We start from the raw sequence: 18,601 nt of genomic DNA, 5'->3' as shown, positions 1-18,601 counted from the left end.
AGACGATAAGATGGGCGGGATGATGAGTCGGCTGAACGCGTGGATGAAGGGTGAAGATGGGTCTGGCGGGAGCGATTCCAGCCGGCGAATTCAGTGGCGGATCTTCTGGGTAGGGCTGGTCGTGCGGCTGCTGTACATTACGCTGGCGCATACCTACCGAATACGGCTATTTCAGGATCACTTCCAGTTCGGATGGGAGGTAGGGAGGATCGCGCGGGCGGTGGCTACGGGGTATGGCTACTCCGACCCATTTACCGGGCATACAGGACCTACGGCATGGTGTCCTCCGCTGTATACGCTGCTGCTGGCGGGGGTCTTCAAGGTGTTCGGGGTGTATTCGGCGACCTCGGCTTGGGTGATCTTCGCGATAGACAGTGTATTTTCGGCGGCGACGGCCTCGGCGATCTACGAGATTGCGCTGCGATGCTATCGCTCGCAGGGGACTGGCCGCAGCGTGGCATTGTGGTCGGGGTGGTTGTGGGCGTTGTATCCGGCCGCGATGCAGTATGCGGTGCATTGGGTGTGGGACATGACGCTGACTACGTTCCTGTTTACCTGGGTGCTGGTACTGGCGTTGCGGGTGCGCGGGATCGGAGAGGAGGATGCTTCGAGGCCTCGTTCAACAACGATCCGCTGGGCTGTGTTTGGGGTGTTGTGGGGACTCATTTGTCTTTCGAACTCGACGCTGATTTTGTTTCTGCCGATCTGTGGAGTGTGGATGCTGCTGGGAGCAGCGAAGCAGAGGGGCCAATTAGCGCCCGCGGTCGGGCAGGCGGTGCTGGCGGGGGTGATCTTCCTGGCCTGCATGGCTCCCTGGGTGTGGCGAAACTGGACGGTGATGCATGCGTTTATCCCGACACGAAGCAACCTGGGAGCGGAGATGTATCAGTCGGTGCAGCCGGAGCACCAGGGATTTCCGTGGGGGACTACCGTGTCGTACTTCGAGGCGACGCCGAACTTCAAGAGCTACAAGAAGCTGGGCGAGGTGGCGTATGTGAAGCAGCAAGGCGATCTGGCCGACGCTTACATTCGCACCCATCATCGCTGGTTTGCGGAGTTATTTGTGAAGCGAATCTACTTCTTCTGGTTTGGGGTGCCGCATCCGGTGGAGAAGAGCCTGTTCGTCGAGGTAATGCGAGAGCTGAACTACGGATTTCTGAGCCTGAGTGGCCTACTGGGGCTGGCAGTCTCGATACGGCGGCGGGTGCCCGGGGTTTGGCTGTTTGCGTGGGCCTTTGCGGTGCTGCCCTTCGCGTACTACCTGATTACGGTGCAGGCGCGGTTTCGGCATCCGCTGGAACCCCTGATTGCAATCTTTAGTGTGTTTTTGTTTCAGTCGGCGGAAAAGGGACGGGTTTGGTCTTTTCGGGCGGCATTAGTCAGATCGGATCCAAAGGGTACTTCTGGGAAGTGAATTACCGGGAATTGGGCCAGAACAATCGTTGCGCAGTTCGAATGCCGTCATAGAAAGATCCAACGCTGATAACAAACGTCGCAAGAGCGATTCCCAGCACCACCCGACTTCTAGAAATTGGAGTGAGAATAGGGGGCGCGACAAATCCAAAGCCAAACAGCAAGACGCTATCTGCGATTAAGCGAACCTTGAGATGTCTCGAGCCATTCACGCCGTCATGGTCTCAGGAAAATGGGCGCAGCACAATGAAATAGCGACAACTCGTGAAAAGCCAGCGGATCGATTCAAACTGACGGCTGCATCGAGGTTCTTCATTGACCCTGACCCGGGAACACGGTACACTTTTTAAGTTTGGCGATGCAGCCGGTTTTATCCGGATGCAGGGCTGGTAGGTTTGAGTGAGCGGCTGATTTTTGCCGCGAGACGAACTGGCCGGTTGGATGCAGCCGGGTCTTTTTCGATGGCCTGTATACGCCCCCATGCAGCACAATCTATGAAGGAAGCGTTCGCGCCGACTGCGGTTCGAGTTGAGTAGCGCGCTTGAGGTTCCAAGCAATGTACGCAGTGATTCGCACAGGCGGCAAGCAGTACCGGGTAGCCCCGGGCGATAAGTTGAAGATTGAGACCACCGCGCACGAGAACGGCGCAGTGGAGTTCTCCGATGTCATTGCGTTCAGCGGCGAAGAGGGCAAGTTCGAGCAGGAGCTTTCGGGCGCCAAGGTGCTCGCGTCGGTCGTCGGCGAGGGCCGTGGAGACAAGATCCTGGTCTTCAAGCTGAAGCGCAAGAAGCAGTACAAGAAGATGCAAGGCCACCGTCAGAACTATGTTGAGGTCAAGATCAACGAGATCCTGGTGGGCGGCAAGAGCTTCAAGGCATAAACGAAGCTCCTCAACAAAGTTTGTTTTCGTTCTTAGACTATTTGAGAGCGCTGGGCCTGAGGGCGGCGCGGAAGAGGCAGTGAAATGGCACATAAAAAAGGTTTAGGTTCTTCCAAGAACGGCCGCGACTCAAATGCTCAGCGGCTGGGCGTCAAGGTGTTCGGCGGACAGGCGATCCTGGGCGGCGGCATCATCGTACGGCAGCGTGGAACACCATTGAAGCCTGGTGCGAACGTCGGCCGTGGCAAAGACGACACTCTCTTCGCGAAGATCAGCGGCGTAGTCCAGTTCCAGGATCGCGGCCAGCGTGGGCGCTTTGTAAACGTCGAGCCAGCCGAAGTTTTGGCCGTCGCTCGTTAGTCCTCGGAATTTCTTACGCACAGAGCCCCGCTATCGTGGGGCTTTCGTGCGTCTGATGGCCCCGAATTTTGAAATGTTAGGCAATCGGGTTGGTCGCCACGGTAGACTACAGATTCCATGAGGGCTGCCAGATGCTAGAGCTATTTCAGTCAAAGCAGGATGAGATTGCCGCGCTATGCCGCCAGCACCATGTGAAGCGACTTATGGCATTTGGATCGGTGCTCCGGGACGATTTCGATCAAGAACGAAGCGATGTGGACCTGCGAGTGGAGTTTGACGTTGTTTCCATCGAAACAATATGCCGATAACTATTTTTCGTTGCGCGAGGCGTTAGTGAGCCTCTTCCACCGCGAGGTTGACCTGATAAGCGCCAAGACGATTCGCAACCCCTATTTTCGTAAGGAACTTGAAGCGACGCAGGTAGCCGTGTATGCCACGTAGCCTGCAGACTTATCTCGCGGACGTGCAACTGTCGATCGAGGCGATCGAGGAGTTCACCAAAGGACGCACTCTGGACAACTTCGAATCAGGACAGAATGCTTCGATCTGCAGTACGGGGCGAATTGATGATCATTGGGGAGGCGATGAATCAGATGCTTCATCACTTTCCTGAGACCAATGACAGAGTCACGCTAGCTCGAAGGATTGTCGACTTTCGTAATCTGTTGATTCATGAGTATGGCGAAGTCGATGAACGTGTCGTGTGGAGCATCGTCATCACTTCCCTGCCATCGCTCAAAGACGAGGTCGATAGCTGGATGCGTGAATTAGAGGGCTGAAGGCGGATAGTCCATCTAAGTTGTTGCGTTCACGATAGGTTTGCCTTTTTCGTTAAGGGTGATGTGGGCCATAGGAGTGTGGTGGTCGTGGGTGAAGAGGACTAGCCAGTTCTCGGGGATGGCGCGCTGGTAGAAGCGTTTGCGCTGCTCGATGCAGGTGAGGGGGTCGAGGTCGTAACCCATTACCCAGGTGGGGTCGAGATGGGCGGCTGTGGGGATGAGGTCGGAGATGTAGCAGGCGTGTTGGGCTGCTCCAGCGTGGGATCTGGAGTCGATGTGGATTCCCATGAGTTGGGCTGTGTGACCGGGGAAGAGCTCCACGGAGATGCCTGGGACGATCTCGGGGTTGGTGTGGATCGCGTCGGTGGTGAGCAGCGTCATCTGGCCGGAGGCGATCAGGGGATCGTAGTTGGGCGAGAGGTAGCTGACTCGGTCGCGGTCGAGTTGGAGGTGGCCGTGAGCGACCTCTCCGGCGTGGGCGAAGTAGCGGGCGTTGGGGAAGGTTGGCGTGACGGAGCCATCGGCGTGGAGAGTGGTGTTCCAGCCGCAGTGGTCGAAGTGAAGATGAGAGTTGATGACGACGTCGACCTCTTCGGGGCTGACTCTGGCTGCAGCGAGCGAGGTGGGCAGAAGCTCCTGGTTGGCTTGGATCTCGCGCATCTTGGCGGATTGCTTGTTGCCGATTCCGGTCTCGATGACGACGGTGTGTTTGCCGGTGCGGACGACTACGGTGTTGAGACCGAGGAGGATTCGGTTCTGCTCGTCTGCTGGTATGCGTTTCTGCCAGAGAGTTTTCGGGACGACGCCGAACATGGCTCCGCCGTCGAGCAGGTAGGTGCCGTCGGTGCAGACGGTTAGCTCGAAGTCGCCGACGGTGGTGCGGGCGCGGACGAGGTCCGTCAGAGCAGGGGCGGAAGGCGACGCGGCTTGCGGGCTGGCCATATGGGTTCTCTCCGTCTTACAGAGTAATCGGAGAGAACCCTCTGGCGCTAAGCCCTGCGGCTGGTCGAGTTATGCCCTGGACGCCTGGCTCGCGGCTGCGATCATCTCGGCGCTGACGGAGTTCATCTCGGCGTTTTTGGTGCCGGCGATGAGCTGTCCTGTAGCGGCTGCTGCGTTGATCGATGGCTCTGCGCCGGGGCGTTTGGCCTGAAAGCAGAGACGGCAGAGAACCGGCCTGCCCTGCGTGGGCTTGAACGGAACGGTGGTTTCGATGCCGCACTCGGAGCACTCGGTGCGGGTCTCGGTGCGTGAGAGCCCGGCTGGAGCGGGTCCGGTGCCGGTATGAGCGGCTCCGCCGGAGCGCTTCGACTTGCAGGGCTTACAGCGTTTGGGATCGTTCTTGAACTGCTTGTCGAAGAAGAAGATCTGTTCTCCGGCGGTGAAGATGAATTCACCACCACAGTCTGCGCATGTCAAAAGTCTATCTGTGAATTCCATTGCCGCTTCTCCCAGTGTTGCTTGCGGAATACGAGGCGGAGTCTTGTGGAGGAGGAGTTCTCTCCCAAGGTTCTGCCTATCCTGCTGTTTGCTGGTCAAACAGTATGTGAAGATGCCTGCGCGAGCAGGGGCCCGACCGCTGGAAGCGATTCGTTCTGTTTACCGGTCATTGTGGCCGCCGCGCTGGGGAGAGGGGCGAGGCCATCGCTGCCGGGACCAGGGAGATGGCGGGAGTCCATTCACTGGTGGTTCGGGCGGCCGTCTCAACAGCTCAGTTGAGAGGAGACGGCCTGCCTTCGGGTTGTAGAGCGAGGACTAGTCCTGCTCTTTACGGATCTTCTTGCGATTACGCTTACGCGCTAACGCTTCCTTCACACGCTTCTTTTCACCTGGTTTCAGGTAGAAAGAGTGGCGCTTGACTTCCTTGATAATGTCTTCGGTCTGCACCTTACGCTTAAAGCGCCGCAGGGCATTCTCAAGGGGTTCGCCTTCTTGAACTCGAACCTCTGCCAAGAAAAATACACCTCCAAACAGGTCCTTGCATGGACAACCTCTAGGATACGCCTGTTTTGTTGGATATGGCTTAAAACATGACTCTTATCCAGGTTTTCATACCCCGTTCGTCCCACCGACCCCCCTCCCCCCTTGGCGAGCCATAAACGTAGACGAATCAGCGGCTTACGCGCAGGAGCCTTCGCCAAAATATTGATTACAGGCGGTTTGCGGCCAAATATGTGAGCCAGCGTCGGTTATAGGCGACCCAGCAGGTTCTTTCCCGAATTCCGCACGTTTTTCCCTTTCGGGAACTACAAAAGCTCCCTTGCGGGAGCCTTCTTGTTTTTCTCTCTAGTTCTATTTTACGAGACGGCGCATAACTGGAGTGCCACTTTTATTCGCTTTGGTTTCATGGAGTTAAGCCATTTGGGGGCTTGACATGCGATTTTGCTGGGAAATGGAGGAAGCTGCCGCATGGTGGGCTAATCCCCGACCGTTTTGGGGCCGCGTAAAATCAGCTCCATGAGAGAGATCGAGCTATGATTCGGGCCTACCAAGGGAAGCTGCCGGTGATCGGCGAGGGATGCTACGTCGATGTTTCGGCGCAGGTGATCGGCGATGTCGAGCTGGGAGCACAGGCCAGCGTGTGGATGAACGCGGTGCTGCGGGGCGATGTGAACTCCATCCGGATCGGCGCGAAGAGCAATGTGCAGGACTGCGCGGTGCTGCATGGGATGCGGCACCTGTATCCGGTGATCGTGGGGGAGATGGTGACGATCGGGCATAATGCGACCGTGCATGGCTGCGTGGTGGAGGATGCGGTGCTGGTGGGGATCGGCGCGGTGATTCTGAACAATGCGCGGATCGGCGAGGGCTCGATCATCGCGGCGGGTGCGGTGATTCCGGAGCAGACGGTGATTCCGCCGAACTCGCTGGTGGCGGGCGTGCCGGGCAAGGTGCGGCGGACGCTGGGGGATGCCGACCGGGCGATGATCCTGAAATATGCGCAGAACTATCTCGATTACACGGCGATCTATTTAACTGAGACCGAGTGATGATGCTGGAGGTGAGGTTAGCGGTGTCCCGGCCCGGTCTTCGCTCCGTTGATTCGCTACACTGAAGGGAATGGCTACTTTGAAGGCAGTACGGGGGACGCGGGATCTGCTCCCTCCTGAGACAGAGCTTTGGAACCGCGTGGAAGCTACGGCGCGGGGGGTGTTTGCGCGGTACGGGTTCGGTGAGATTCGGACGCCTATGTTCGAGGCGACGGAGCTGTTTGCGCGGGGCGTGGGCGAGGAGACGGATATCGTCTCCAAGGAGATGTACACCTGGGAGGATGGCGAACGCTTTGATGACAAAGCATTTTCAGAGGCTTGGACCAATGTCCAACTCAATGAGAAAAAATCTGTCCTCGAAGAGGCACATCTCCTAACAGATAAGCTAAGGAAGTTGGGTGTTCAACGAATCATTGGAAGGCGCAACCCCGAGAAACCAGAGTTCGTGTGTTTTCGATTCAAGGCAACCTCAGAAGCTATCGAAACTCTCAATAAAGCGAAACTCGCGCTACAAACGGACCATGATTTCAAGTATTCGGCTGACGCCGATTACTTTCGGAGATTCGGCCCTGGTCTACGCTTAGTAGTCCCTGCCGGTTCGCCGAAGCCCAGATTTGATACCGGAGAAGTCGAGATTGAAGAATTCCCTGGTAATTTTTTCAAATCGGCACAATCACTCACGTTACGTCCGGAGAATACGGCTGGGGTGGTGCGGGCCTATATCGAGCACAAGATGGCCGATACGGGGATGCTGCAGAAGCTCTTTTATGTAGGGCCGCAGTTTCGGCGGGAGAGGCCGCAGCGGGGGCGGTACCGGCAGTTCTGGCAGATCGGCGCGGAGGTGATCGGGCCGGCGTCGTCGGGGTCGGAGAGCGCGGTTCGCGATGCGGAGGTGCTGGAGATGCTGAGCGCTCTGCTGGATGAGCTGGGGGTGAAGGGCTGGCGGCTGGCGTTGAACTCGGTGGGTTCGGCTACGGACCGGCCACGGTATATTGCCGCGCTGCGCGAGGCGCTGGAGCCGGTGAAGGCGCAGATGTGCGAGGACAACCAGCGGCGGGCGGAGACGAATCCGCTACGGGTGCTGGACTCGAAGGACCCGAACGACCAGGAGATTATCAATGCCCTGCCGAAGATTGCGGACTATCTCGATGAGGATTCGCGGGAACACTTCGAACAGGTGAAGGACGCGCTGGATGCCTGTGGGGTGCCTTATGTGGTGGAGCCGCGGCTGGTGCGAGGGCTGGACTACTACACACGCACGACCTTCGAGTTCACCGTGCCGGATGGCAGCGGGTTGGGGACGCAGAATGCCCTGTTGGGCGGCGGACGATATGACGGGCTGAGCGAGATGCTGGGCGGGCCGAAGGCTCCGGGGATCGGGTTTGCGATTGGGGAGGATCGTCTGATTCTGACGCTGCAGGCGCAAGCTAAAGAGGCTGTGGTGACGAAGCTGGATGCCTTTATCGCTCCGATGGGCGTGGGGCAGAATGCGGCGGCGCTGTTGCTGGCGAAGGAGCTGCGGGCGGCTGGGTTGACGGTCGAGGTGGGGGATGGGGCTTTCCGGTTGAAGAAGTCGTTTGAGGTGGCGGATAAGCTGGCTCGGCGGATCGTGATCGTCGGCGAGGATGAGGTTGCGTCGGGGATGTTTACGGTGAAGTTCTTTGGGACTGGAGAGCAGACGAAGGTTTTGCGGGGTGAGTTGGCTGGGGTGTTGGGAGGATAGGGCAGCCCGGCGAAAGAGGCGTCTATCCATCGTGGCCATCGAGTTGAGGAATGAAGGAGACGCTGACGTGTCTTTTTCACACATAGGTCAACAAATTGGAGGCGTCCTTTGCTCACTCGAAGTCGAATCTTTTTTATCGCTCTTGTGCTTGCGCCCCTCTCTGCAGCGAGAGCCCAGCAGAAGCCTCTTACAGCCGAGCAGGCAAAGATTGTAGACACGGTGAACACGGTCTTTGTTGCAGCTCGCGCAGATGATGTTGCAAAGTTCCGGTCGGTGATTGCGCCTGGTTTCTACATGTACGATGGCGGCGCCCGGTTTGAGGGAGACTCCATCATGACCCTCATCAAGGCTCAACATGCGGCTGGCAAACATTATGAGTGGAACGTGACGGAGCCGGACGTCCATATTCTGGGCCATACCGCCTGGATTGCCTACGTCAATAAAGGCAGCATCAGCGACGCCTCCGGGACCAAGAATCAGAGCTGGTTGGAGTCGGCTTTTCTGGAAGAGAAGGCGGGCGTCTGGAAGATTGTCTTTATACATAGCACGCGCGTCCCTATTGCTCCGTAAGAGGGTTCTCGCATAAGAGCAGAGGGAGCGCGGCTTTGGGTTCTCGTTCTTCAGGCCTGGGGCGCTGCGGCGACCGCCTCGATCTCTATGAGGAAGCAAAAGCAAGGGCAACCGCAGCTCCTTCGACTGCGCCTCTCGCGATGAAACTGCGAGAGGCTTCGCTCAGGATGACAAATTTATTTATAGGGTGAGAAAGAACAAGCAACGGGCGAGAGTAACGACCATGGCAGAACAACGACCACGGCAAGAGCGACGCAGTAGCAACGGCAGCGGTGACGGTCAGGGCCACGGCCTCGGTGGCGGTTGCGGTGGCGAAAAAGACAATCGGAAGGTGATTGGACCTGCCGGTGTTGCAATTCCTTGGAAGTTCGTACAATAGGAGGATCGTGACTTTAGACTTTTTAGGCAATTTGCAACGTACGCATATGTGTGGAGATCTCCGGGTGGAGCAGGCCGGAGAGAATGTTGTGCTGATGGGCTGGGTAAACCGGCGGCGCGACCATGGCAACCTGATCTTTCTCGACGTGCGGGATCGCAGTGGCATCACGCAGGTGGTGCTGGATAAAGAGGTGAGTGGCGAGGCGCATGCCAAGGCGGAAGCGGCGCGGTCTGAGTATGTCGTGGCCATAACGGGCACGGTGCGCAGGCGCGGCGAGGGGTTGGGCAATCCGAATATGGCGACTGGAGAGATCGAGGTGGTGGCGAAGGAGTTGCTGCTGCTGAATGAGGCGAAGACGCCTCCCTTCTCGCCTGCGGAGGATGCGATTGCCAATGAAGAGGTGCGGCTGAAGTATCGCTACCTCGATTTGCGACGCGTGGAGATGCAGAAGAACTTCCGCATGCGGCATGAGGTGGCGCGGGCGATTCGGAACTACCTCTCGGATGAGGGATTTCTGGAGATTGAGACGCCGTTTATGACGCGGTCGACGCCGGAGGGGGCGCGGGATTACCTGGTTCCGAGCAGGGTGCATGCGGGGCATTTTTATGCGCTGCCGCAGTCGCCGCAGATCTTCAAGCAGATTCTGATGATCTCGGGATTCGATAAGTACTTCCAGATTGCGCGGTGCTTCCGCGACGAGGACCTGAGGGCGGACCGGCAGCCGGAGTTCACGCAGATCGACCTGGAGATGACGTTTCCTACGCAGGATGCGGTGTTCCGGGTGGCGGAGGGTTTTCTGAAGGCGGCGTTTGCAACTACGGGAGTTACAATTCCGACGCCGTTCGTGCGGATGACATATGACGAGGCGATTCTGAACTACGGGATCGATAAGCCGGATATGCGGTTGCCGTCGATGATCTCGCTGACGGAGGAGTTGACGCCGGAACTGCGTGAGGCGCTGAAGGTCGAGAAGGCGCTGCCGGTGCTGGGCTTTGTGATTCCTGAGGCAGGTGGTTTGAGTGGGACGCAGAAGCGCAGCATGGTCGATGAGATTCGCAAGATCTTCGGCGACTGCGGGCTGGACTTTCTGGATGTGGCGCGGCTGAAAACGAACGATGCGTTCGCGCCACTGGCTGAGGCGATCGAGGCCAAGCTGGCGCTGGGGGCGACGGATCTCGCGATTGTGATTACGCCTAAGCTGGGGACTCCGGCGAAGTGGAACCATGATGGACAGTGGATCTACAAGCGCGTGGGTGCGCTGCGGCTGGAGATGGCGAAGAAGTTTGCCGACAAGCACAAGCGGTTCGAGCAGACGGGGACCGAGGCGGACTACAAGTTTCTTTGGGTCACGGACTTTCCGATGTATGAGTGGGATGAGGACGCCAAGGTTTGGAATGCGGCTCACCATCCGTTTACGTCGCCGCATGAGGATGACATCAAGTCCGGTGCGCTCTTCAACGATAAGGGCGCGGTGCGGGCTTTGGCGTATGACGTGGTTCTGAACGGCACGGAGCTGGGGTCGGGATCGATCCGTATCCATCGGCAGGATGTTCAGGCGGAGATCTTCCGCTCGCTGGGGATGTCGAATGAGGAGGCGCATGAGCGCTTCGGGTTCTTCCTGGATGCGCTGGAGTATGGCACGCCGCCGCATGGCGGGATTGCGCTGGGGCTCGACCGTATCGTGATGATCATCGCAGGGGCGAACAGCCTGCGGGAGGTGATCGCGTTCCCGAAGACGGCCAAGGCTATCGACCTGATGGTGGATGCGCCGACTCTGGTGAGCGAGCAGCAGTTGAAGGAGCTTAATTTGCGGGTTGTGGGCCGTACTTAGGCTTTGGTGCTTTGCAGACGGAAGAGGCCACCCTTTGCGGGTGGCCTTTTGTTTTGGTAGCGCGGTTTGTCCAGGGCTAATTCATCCAGCGACGGTCGTTGGGGTCTTTGCGGGCCTCGTCGGGGTCGATGTAGCGGCCGTCCTTGTCGAAGTGGACCACGCGGTTCTGCTTGCGCATGTAGACCTCGAACTTGCGGGCGGCGCGGCGGCGCTTCCAGCGGTAGTAGCCGTTGCGCATGCCGAAGTAGCGCTCGGTGAAACCGAAGGCGAAGCCGCGGCGAGGGGCGAACTTGACGTAGAGGTAGCCGCAGAGGGCTCCAGAGAGCTGGAGGAGGGCAGAGAAGGCGTCGGCGGATTTGAGCAGCACGGCGACCGCGATGAGGATGTAAATGGTGACGAGGTACTTGGCCTTGATGCGGAGGACGAACCAGAGGAGGAACTCCTGTTCGCCGAAGAGCAGGGCGATAGCCACCAGCAGTCCGAAGATGCCTCCGTAGGGACCGATGGCGGCGACGCGGGGGTTCATCCGGAAGATGGGGGTGAGGGCGACGATGGTGGCGACGATCGCGCCGCCGATGACGGAGGTGAAGTAGAGCTCGTAGAGCCAGCGGCTACCGTAGGAGCCCTCCAGCAGGGAGCCGGTGAACCAGAGAGTCAGCATGGCGAAGACGGTGCTGAGGATTCCGACCTGGATGAAGGAGTAGGTGAGGAGCTGCCAGAGCTCACCGTGTATGACGGCGAGCGGCTCCAGCACCATGTGGCCGGTGAACAAGGCCTGCGCGGGGGAAGAGACCCAGCCCAGGATGGCTACACCGAAGAAGGCCGCCAGGTTGGCGAGGATGAGACGGCGCGTCGCCCCGGCGAAGGGCGGCAAGGACATCGTGATGGAGCCGGTACGGGGCATAACAGCTACTCTCTATTTCACCACAGTGGGGGGCTTGGCGGGTTACTGGCGGGTTGCGGGGCCGGGTGGACGATTGGCGGACGCGGCGCGGACGGGCATGGGGAAGGCTGCGATGCTGCGGTGTCCGGCGGGGTCGACGGCGCGGACGCCGAAGACGACGTTGTCCTTGGAGACGTCCAGTTTCAGTGTGGTAGCGCGTCCGGCGCTGACGAAGGTGGTCCAGGTGGGGTCTTCTGTGGGACGCCAGACGACCTCGTAGGAGGCACTGGAGGGCATGCCGGCGGGCGGGTCCCAGAGGAGCTCGGTGTTGTTGTCGAGGGCAGTGGTGACGACGCGGACGTTCTGCGGGGCACCGGGAGCGGCGGCGAGGTCGGCCAGGGTGGCGGCGTTCAGGCGGGCGACGTTGGCGACGTAGGCGGGGTCTACGTACTGGATGAGGTCTCCGTACTGGACGCCGTTTTCTACGCGAACGTTCTGGTGCTGATGGTTGAAGTTTTCACGCCACTCGGTGAGGCGGACGGCGGTGAAGCCCTCCAGGTTGAAGCTGGTGTGGTCGCCTCCGCGCAGGTAGCGGTCGCGGCGGAAGATCAGGACAGGGTGGAAGGCGGGGAGGTTGCGGATGGCCATGCTATGGGGCCGTCCGGGGGTGGCTGGGGCGTGCTCGAGGGTGTTGGTGAAGTAGGACTGGCCGACGTCGGCGATCTCGCGGGCGAGTTCGCGGGAGGGGGAGTCGCTTTCGGCTCCGAGGGTCTGGATCTGGTGGAGTTGGTCGATGGTGGCGGTGGCCGGGACGCCCTCGGAGAAGACGCGGACGGCGGATTTATCGGCTCCGGGGTAGTCGGGGGTAGTGTCGCCACCTACGATGTCGTTGTTCAGCACTGCTTCCAGATGCCAGCCTTCGGATTTGGCGAGGCGGGCGAGGTGGCGGCTACCGTTAAGGCCCTGCTCCTCGCCGGCGACCGCTACGAAGACGATGGTGCCGGGGAGTTTGAGTTTGCTGAGGACGCGGGCGCACTCCAGCGAGACGGCTACGCCACTGGCGTCGTCGTTCGCTCCCGGGGCGGGGTCGTGGGTGTTGAAGACGTCGGTGTTGCGCGAGTCGTAGTGGCCGGTGACTAGAACCCGGCGCTCGGCCTGGGCGGGGTCGGCGCCGTGCAGGACAGCGTAGACGTTGGTGAGCTTGGTGGGCTTGAGGATGCGCGAAGCGGGACCGGGCTGGGGAGGCTCGATGAAGTCGTCGCGTTTGACCTCTAGACAGCCCCCGCAAGCGGCGGAGATACGCTTGAACTCGGCCTCGATCCAGTCTGCCGCAGCGCTGACGCCGGTGCCGGGGGCCAGATCGGTCTCCATGCTGGAGAGGGTGCTGCGATTGTTGAAGCTGACCAGTTTTTCGATGGTGGCGCGGATGCGGGCTGCGGAGACCTGCTGGAGGGCGGCGGCGATAGCAGGGTCGGCGGGCGCGGCGGCGATGGGAGTCGGAGTTGGTTGAGGTCCCTGGGCCCTTGCGGCTCCTGAGGAGAGGCAAAGCGTGCCGAGCAGGGCGGATGTGATTGCAAGACGACCAGATCCGGGAATGAGAAGCGTTCGAATCATCACGAAAATTTTCCTCTTGTGGAAACTGAAATGCTAGATCAATCGTAAGCTTGACGTACCCGCTCATGGCCGCTAGTAATAGCTCATGCGCAAATGCCGTATCTGCATCCTACAGGTCGGCTGCACTGAAATTGCCCGGAGGCTTTGACTATGGCCGTTGTATGTCCTGAATGTGATAACCCGATTACCGTTGACGCGGATGAGATAGAAGAAGGCGAGACCGTACAGTGTGACGAGTGCGGAGCCGATCTGGAAGTCGTCTCCATTGACCCCATTGAACTGGCATCGATCGACGATGCTGGTTACGATGATGAGGATTCGACCCCGATCGAAGACGAGGAGGAAGAGTAACCCTAAAGTCCAATTACTTCAACGGCGCGGTGGCCGTATACTGATGGCATGATCCGATTTCATAGTTCGGTCCGCTCATTCGCAGGATCAGTTCTGGTTTTGGCCGGTAGCTTTTCAGCGGTAGCGGTTGGCTCGCATATCACACCGGTTCTCGCTCAACAGCGGGGTCCGGTGCAGCGTATCGTGCAGGGAAAGGTGATTGACAAGGAAGACGCGGCGCTGAAGGGCGCAGTGGTCTATTTGAAGGACACCCATTCTCTCGCGGTGAAGAGCAATATCGCGGACGATGCAGGCGCCTACCGTTTCGGACAGCTCGCACAGAATACCGACTACGAGATCTGGGCCGAACACGATGGGAAGAAGAGCGGCACCAAGACCATCAGCTCGTTCGACAGCAAGAACCAGTTTTTTATCAATTTGAAGATCGATACGGGCAAGTAAAGCGCTTCTCGCATCCGTTTTCCCGCTACCCAATTTCTAAATAGAACAGGGACTGCCTCTCGGCAGTCCCTGTTTGTTGCGCCCGCACTTCGTGCGAGGTTAGAAGACGTACGCCACTTTGATCTGGATCTGGCGCGCCGATTGAAAGAGCGCCGGGAGTCCATATCGATTCGATAGCGTCTTGAGTTGAGGTACATCGTTGTTGGGTCCACCACCAGCGCTGTTGCTGACAGCGATGTAATCCCACCCGCTGGTCAGCGATTTGTAGTCAAAGTTGGTGGGATTTGTATGGTCAGTCGGATAGGTAGCGGTGGTTAGCGGTATATCGTAGATCGACGTCGCAGCATGCTGGTTGAAGAGGTTATAGAAGTTGATCTCAGCTCCCAGCTTCTGGTTTTCGCGAGTCTTGCTGATCTTTACGTAATGGACCAAGTTAGCGTTGGTCTGGATATACGCGGGAGTCCGTTTTCCGTGGGTGATGCCGTCGGAGACTATGTTTCCATTACCATCTCTGTGCAAGTTCACAAAGTTCCCCTGGTCTTCGACGAACTGGCAACTTGAGGTGCTTGTGAGGGTCGGCCAGCAGGTGGAGACCGGAGTTCCCTGAAAGAACGACTGAGAGAGTCCTAAAGAAGTCTCTCCGTGAAACCACTTCTGCCGGTACGAACCAAAGGCCTGAAAGGTGTTGGGGCGATCGGTGGGCAGAGGACCACCGAATGGGACACCGTGCGAGGTGAACTGCATTTGAGGTTGATCGAACGAGCGGTTGTTGTTCGGGCTCTGACGCCCTCCGCTCCCATCGGAGATATTGGTGCTGGTCAGACCGGGATAGTTGCCCCTAAGTCTGCTGTAGGTGTAGAAGGCGCTGATGAACCATTTATTGGCGATGGTCTTATTGAGTGTGAATTCGACGCCATCGTAGTCGCGGCTTGCCTTGGGCTGGATGGGGCAGCTTGGGCAGATGGGAGCAGTCAATCCGCTCCCAAAGAGAGTCCGATGCAATAGGTCGCCATAACCAGGTCCAGGATTTCCAATGTAAAAGCCAAGTGAGTCGCTGGCTCCGATGTCCTCAACCGTGTTGTCGAGACGTTTGCGAGCATAGCGAGTCGTCAAGGATAAGGTAGGAGTAATAGCCCATTCCGCTCCTCCGACGACTTCGTGCTGCTTCATCGGTTTTACATTTGGATCGACGCCCGGATCCTGCGTATCGATTACGTTCTTTCGCAGATCGAGGTTCTCGATGAATGTTCCCACGCCGACTCCGGGTGCCGCGCCAGTGGTAGGGCAACCGTGCTTATTGGGTGAGGTGGGCAGGATCTTGTTGTAGTCATAGTCGTCCCAGGCGTACGCGCACTGGTGCCAGTATTGTCCACCGAATGAACCGGAGGGGAGAGAGTACTTGATGATGTCGTAGAACTGTCCGTAACTGGCGAAGACCTTCAGCTTACCGTTGTGAAGGACGTCGTAAGCACCTCCAAGCCGAGGCGCGATCTTGTCGCCGTAGCCAAAGCTGATGCTCGATGCACCAGGGTTATAGGGAGGCAGATATTCCGTGTCGAAACGAACACCCGCATTGATTGTCAGGCCTGTATGACCGATCTGCCATCCATCCTGAAAGTAAAACCCAGAGTTGCTACCTCGAGCGGTGCCGGCGTTCTCAACACCGTCGTTCACGATGAAGTAGCCGTAGTTTCCACGGCAGTGGTTCCCCGCGGCCCCATATTTGGCGACGTTTGCAGCGATTACGGCGTCGCAGGCCGTTGCGCTCGTCCCTACTGGATAGTCTGCAGCATAGAACAATTGAACCTGCGCAGTGTTGTAACCGCTCAGTACATCATTCACGATCCGAGTGGTTGAGTAACCGCCTTTGAAGTTGTGTGTCCCTAAAAATCCCGTCTTGAGGTACGAGACGTCGACGTTGAACTGCTTGCGCGAAAACTTGTTGTAGATATTCTGCAGATTGCTCTGAATGTTTGAGGTCGTAATCGATTGCAAGAAAGTAGATGGGACGCCTGCTGCCGAAAAGGTGATTCCATGACCCGGACGGGTTGGATCCGGTTGCAGTGTTTCAGATCCGAACGCACCGGGTGTATCGGCGACAGCGCTCGTCTGGTAGAGATACTGAATGCCGGTGGGTTTGCCGCGGTCGCCGGAGTTGGCGTAGGTGTAGCCATAACGCGCGGAGACAAGGATGCGCGAATTGACGGTGTAATCCCCACCGAAGAGGTATACCGAGGCTGGATTAACAAGGCCAGTGTCTGCACGAAAGCTGGTTGGGTCGGTTCCTGCGCTGGCGTTTACCTGTCCGATCTTGCTGTCGGGTTGGGGAAGCGTATTCCCGGTGTTGCGTGCGAACGAATCTTCCCATGCGGTGAAGAGGCGAAGCTTGCTGATGGGTGAGTAGTCCAGACGAGCAAAGCCGTAATCGGTATCTTGCGAGGTGTAGAAGTCACGAGGGCCCGGGTTCACCTTCGTGAAGTTCACTGAGCGGCGTGCCCGGTAGTACTGAGGCACAAAGCTGGCAAACAGCCTCACCTTTGGAGTCATGAGCGGTCCGCCGATGGTGAAGCCTGGTTCGACGACCTTGTAATGATCCTGCTTGGCGATGTAAAACTGGGCTGCGCCATCTGTACGGGCTCCGGAGTTTGCAGGCACATTGGGATCGAGACGCAGTCCGCAATTTGCAGTGTAGGTGAAGGCACACTGATCATTCGCATTGAGCGCGCTGGAACGGTAGTAGGTGAAGAAACTTCCATGCCAGGCATCCAGGCCGCGTTGACTGATCACGTTGATGACGCCGCCCATGGCGCCACCGAACTCAGCCTCAAAGCTTGAACTCTTTACCTGAACATCCTGTACAAACTCGTTCGGAACGTTGAAGCCCGCACTTCCACCAGTACCAGTACCAGAGCCGCCACCGCCAATTCCTGTGATGTTAAGACCTTCGAAAAGGTAGACATTTTCGGCGTCGCTGGAACCATCGATCTGGTAACCATTGGTTCTGGAGCCTGCAACCAGCGGAGAGATGGCCGCGCCGGTCGCGTTAGGAGCAACACTCTGGAGGGGCTCCTGACGTGCACCGGGGGCAAACGCTATGACCGACTGGAACGAGCGTCCCTTGGGGATCAGTTGCAGGACCTCGTTTGTGATGGTGGTCTCAACCTTGCTTTGTGTCGGATCGATCATCGCCGCGGCTGCATTGACTTCGATGACTACTTCTTTCGAGCCTGTGGTCATCTGGATATTCATTACGGGCAGATCACCGGCGCTGATTCTGATACCAGCGAGCCTGGACTGCATGCCTAGACCGCTTGCCGACAGGCCATACGTGCCGGGTGGCAGAGCGTTGAAACGATAGAAGCCATGAGAGTCGGAGGTGACCACCATTGATTTGAGAAGAGCAGGGCTGGAGGCTTCGATGGTGGCCCCCGCTACGATGGCGCCGCTGGCATCCGATACAGTTCCCTGGATAGCACCGGTGGTTTCTTGAGCGGAAGCTGAAGGCAGAAGGGTAAACCCAAGCAGGAGAAGGCTGAAAACAGCCACGAAGTTGCGCAGGACGCGGGAGAATACTTTGATCAATGGAGGCCTCTCGAAAAAATATCGCCACGGCTATTAGTAACCGTGGATGATGCTTATTCTTCTGTGGTGCGCTGTGCACCCGCAGGGCTAGACCGGTAAGACGGAGGGAGATAGGCACAGCTTGGGACAAGCAAACAGGCACGCCGCCCTGGGGGCGCAGCTGTTTGCGGCACCTTAAAAAGGTGATCTACGAAGCGTTGCCGTAGAGTTAGTTTTGACTGATTGGAAGACCCTATCCTGCAAAATCTGAAAGGTCAACAAACTTTCGTCGCGAGCGAAACAAAAAAAGATGGACATGCCCAAGTTGGGAAACTTGGACATATCCATCTTTTCTGAACATGTCTCAGCGACGCCGCATGTTGCCTATTTGAGCAAGGTTGATTCCCTCGGCTCTCTACTTCGGCTGGGTGCCGAGTCTCTCGATGGAAGAGGCGTCTCGCAGCGTTATGCGTCGAAGCGGTCGCCTTGGCTGGGAGGCTGGCTGGTGAGGAGGATGCGGGTCTCGCCTGCGCTTCGATTGCTGGCTTGGTGGGCCTGGCCGGGTGTGATCTCCAGGCCCTGGCCTGCGTGGAGTACGAAGTCTTGATGCTCTACTTCGAGCGTCAGCTCTCCGGAGAGCACGTAGAAGAACTGATGGGAGTGGCGATGGAAGTGGCGCGTCTCGGCTGTGCCGGGAGGCATTACTTCTTCGATGACGTTGAGATCCGGCGTGCTGACGAGGTGCCAGCCGTCGCAGTCGGTTCCGGAGGTGCCTCCCCATTTGTAGTGCTCGGCGGTAGCGGTGCTGATGATCTTCGTTGGCATT

The 18,601-nt window shown here is 58.2% G+C and carries 18 protein-coding genes; 11 read left to right on the top strand and 7 right to left on the bottom strand.

Annotation, left to right across the window (positions count from 1 at the left end; genetic code table 11):
- Positions 1 to 19: 19 nt before the first annotated feature.
- From HB393_RS13280 to HB393_RS13255, 5 genes are all read left to right on the top strand, one after another.
- Positions 20 to 1,414, top strand: a complete 1,395-nt coding sequence (locus HB393_RS13280; RefSeq protein ID WP_255551068.1) for a glycosyltransferase family 39 protein — start codon at positions 20 to 22, stop codon at positions 1,412 to 1,414.
- 555 nt (positions 1,415 to 1,969) lie between these two features.
- On the top strand, positions 1,970 to 2,293 hold the full coding sequence (gene rplU / locus HB393_RS13275) for a 50S ribosomal protein L21 (protein WP_213805648.1): 324 nt from the start codon (positions 1,970 to 1,972) through the stop codon (positions 2,291 to 2,293).
- An 84-nt stretch (positions 2,294 to 2,377) separates the two neighbouring features.
- A complete protein-coding gene (gene rpmA, locus HB393_RS13270; RefSeq protein WP_213805647.1) occupies positions 2,378 to 2,653 on the top strand; it encodes a 50S ribosomal protein L27 in 276 nt (91 codons plus the stop codon).
- 279 nt (positions 2,654 to 2,932) lie between these two features.
- The gene (locus tag HB393_RS13260; protein WP_213805645.1) at positions 2,933 to 3,094 is read left to right on the top strand and encodes a hypothetical protein; all 162 of its coding nucleotides are present in this window, start codon (positions 2,933 to 2,935) and stop codon (positions 3,092 to 3,094) included.
- A 95-nt stretch (positions 3,095 to 3,189) separates the two neighbouring features.
- Entirely contained in the window at positions 3,190 to 3,432 is a 243-nt protein-coding gene (locus HB393_RS13255) for a HepT-like ribonuclease domain-containing protein (protein WP_213805644.1), read from the top strand.
- A gap of 15 nt (positions 3,433 to 3,447) precedes the next feature.
- Here the strand turns inward: HB393_RS13255 and HB393_RS13250 are convergent, their stop codons facing one another.
- The 3 genes from HB393_RS13250 to rpsU all read right to left on the bottom strand — a co-directional run bounded on the left by HB393_RS13250 (position 3,448) and on the right by rpsU (position 5,385).
- Complete coding sequence (locus HB393_RS13250; RefSeq protein ID WP_213805643.1) at positions 3,448 to 4,374, bottom strand: MBL fold metallo-hydrolase; 927 nt, start codon at positions 4,372 to 4,374, stop codon at positions 3,448 to 3,450.
- 69 nt (positions 4,375 to 4,443) lie between these two features.
- On the bottom strand, positions 4,444 to 4,872 hold the full coding sequence (locus HB393_RS13245) for a zinc-ribbon domain containing protein (RefSeq protein ID WP_213805642.1): 429 nt from the start codon (positions 4,870 to 4,872) through the stop codon (positions 4,444 to 4,446).
- Positions 4,873 to 5,187: 315 nt separating this feature from the next.
- Positions 5,188 to 5,385, bottom strand: coding sequence for a 30S ribosomal protein S21 (gene rpsU / locus HB393_RS13240; protein WP_174304888.1), 198 nt, complete (start codon positions 5,383 to 5,385; stop codon positions 5,188 to 5,190).
- 521 nt (positions 5,386 to 5,906) lie between these two features.
- On the opposite strand from rpsU, the gene HB393_RS13235 reads away from it, so the two are divergent.
- The 4 genes from HB393_RS13235 (at position 5,907) to aspS (ending at position 10,925) form a co-directional block, all read left to right on the top strand.
- The gene (locus HB393_RS13235; protein WP_213805641.1) at positions 5,907 to 6,422 is read left to right on the top strand and encodes a gamma carbonic anhydrase family protein; all 516 of its coding nucleotides are present in this window, start codon (positions 5,907 to 5,909) and stop codon (positions 6,420 to 6,422) included.
- A gap of 70 nt (positions 6,423 to 6,492) precedes the next feature.
- Positions 6,493 to 8,145 (top strand): histidine--tRNA ligase, encoded by a 1,653-nt coding sequence (hisS, locus tag HB393_RS25220; protein ID WP_255551067.1) that lies wholly within the window; start codon positions 6,493 to 6,495, stop codon positions 8,143 to 8,145.
- A gap of 108 nt (positions 8,146 to 8,253) precedes the next feature.
- Positions 8,254 to 8,715, top strand: a complete 462-nt coding sequence (locus HB393_RS13220; RefSeq protein ID WP_213805640.1) for a nuclear transport factor 2 family protein — start codon at positions 8,254 to 8,256, stop codon at positions 8,713 to 8,715.
- A 386-nt stretch (positions 8,716 to 9,101) separates the two neighbouring features.
- A complete protein-coding gene (gene aspS / locus HB393_RS13215) occupies positions 9,102 to 10,925 on the top strand; it encodes an aspartate--tRNA ligase (protein WP_345945186.1) in 1,824 nt (607 codons plus the stop codon).
- Positions 10,926 to 11,001: 76 nt separating this feature from the next.
- On the opposite strand, the gene HB393_RS13210 is transcribed toward aspS, so the two are convergent.
- Together HB393_RS13210 and HB393_RS13205 are read right to left on the bottom strand one after the other, a co-directional pair.
- Entirely contained in the window at positions 11,002 to 11,829 is an 828-nt protein-coding gene (locus HB393_RS13210) for a rhomboid family intramembrane serine protease (protein ID WP_213805639.1), read from the bottom strand.
- A 42-nt stretch (positions 11,830 to 11,871) separates the two neighbouring features.
- Complete coding sequence (locus HB393_RS13205; protein ID WP_213805638.1) at positions 11,872 to 13,422, bottom strand: M28 family metallopeptidase; 1,551 nt, start codon at positions 13,420 to 13,422, stop codon at positions 11,872 to 11,874.
- A gap of 150 nt (positions 13,423 to 13,572) precedes the next feature.
- Between HB393_RS13205 and HB393_RS13200 the strand changes: the two genes are divergently transcribed.
- Both HB393_RS13200 and HB393_RS13195 read left to right on the top strand, forming a co-directional pair.
- Positions 13,573 to 13,773, top strand: coding sequence for a hypothetical protein (locus tag HB393_RS13200; RefSeq protein ID WP_213805637.1), 201 nt, complete (start codon positions 13,573 to 13,575; stop codon positions 13,771 to 13,773).
- A gap of 99 nt (positions 13,774 to 13,872) precedes the next feature.
- On the top strand, positions 13,873 to 14,214 hold the full coding sequence (locus HB393_RS13195; protein WP_255551066.1) for a carboxypeptidase-like regulatory domain-containing protein: 342 nt from the start codon (positions 13,873 to 13,875) through the stop codon (positions 14,212 to 14,214).
- A 99-nt stretch (positions 14,215 to 14,313) separates the two neighbouring features.
- Here HB393_RS13195 and HB393_RS13190 read toward each other — a convergent pair whose 3' ends face one another.
- Together HB393_RS13190 and HB393_RS13185 are read right to left on the bottom strand one after the other, a co-directional pair.
- Entirely contained in the window at positions 14,314 to 17,796 is a 3,483-nt protein-coding gene (locus HB393_RS13190; RefSeq protein ID WP_213805635.1) for a TonB-dependent receptor, read from the bottom strand.
- 444 nt (positions 17,797 to 18,240) lie between these two features.
- The gene (locus HB393_RS13185) at positions 18,241 to 18,600 is read right to left on the bottom strand and encodes a cupin domain-containing protein (RefSeq protein ID WP_213805634.1); all 360 of its coding nucleotides are present in this window, start codon (positions 18,598 to 18,600) and stop codon (positions 18,241 to 18,243) included.
- Between the last annotated feature and the right edge of the window lies 1 nt (position 18,601).

Origin of the sequence: Granulicella sp. dw_53 (assembly GCF_018449545.1) — a bacterium.
Taxonomy (GTDB): Bacteria; Acidobacteriota; Terriglobia; order Terriglobales; family Acidobacteriaceae; genus Edaphobacter.
The sequence above is the reverse complement of the archived record's forward strand: the minus strand, read 5'-3'. Positions and strand labels throughout refer to the sequence as shown.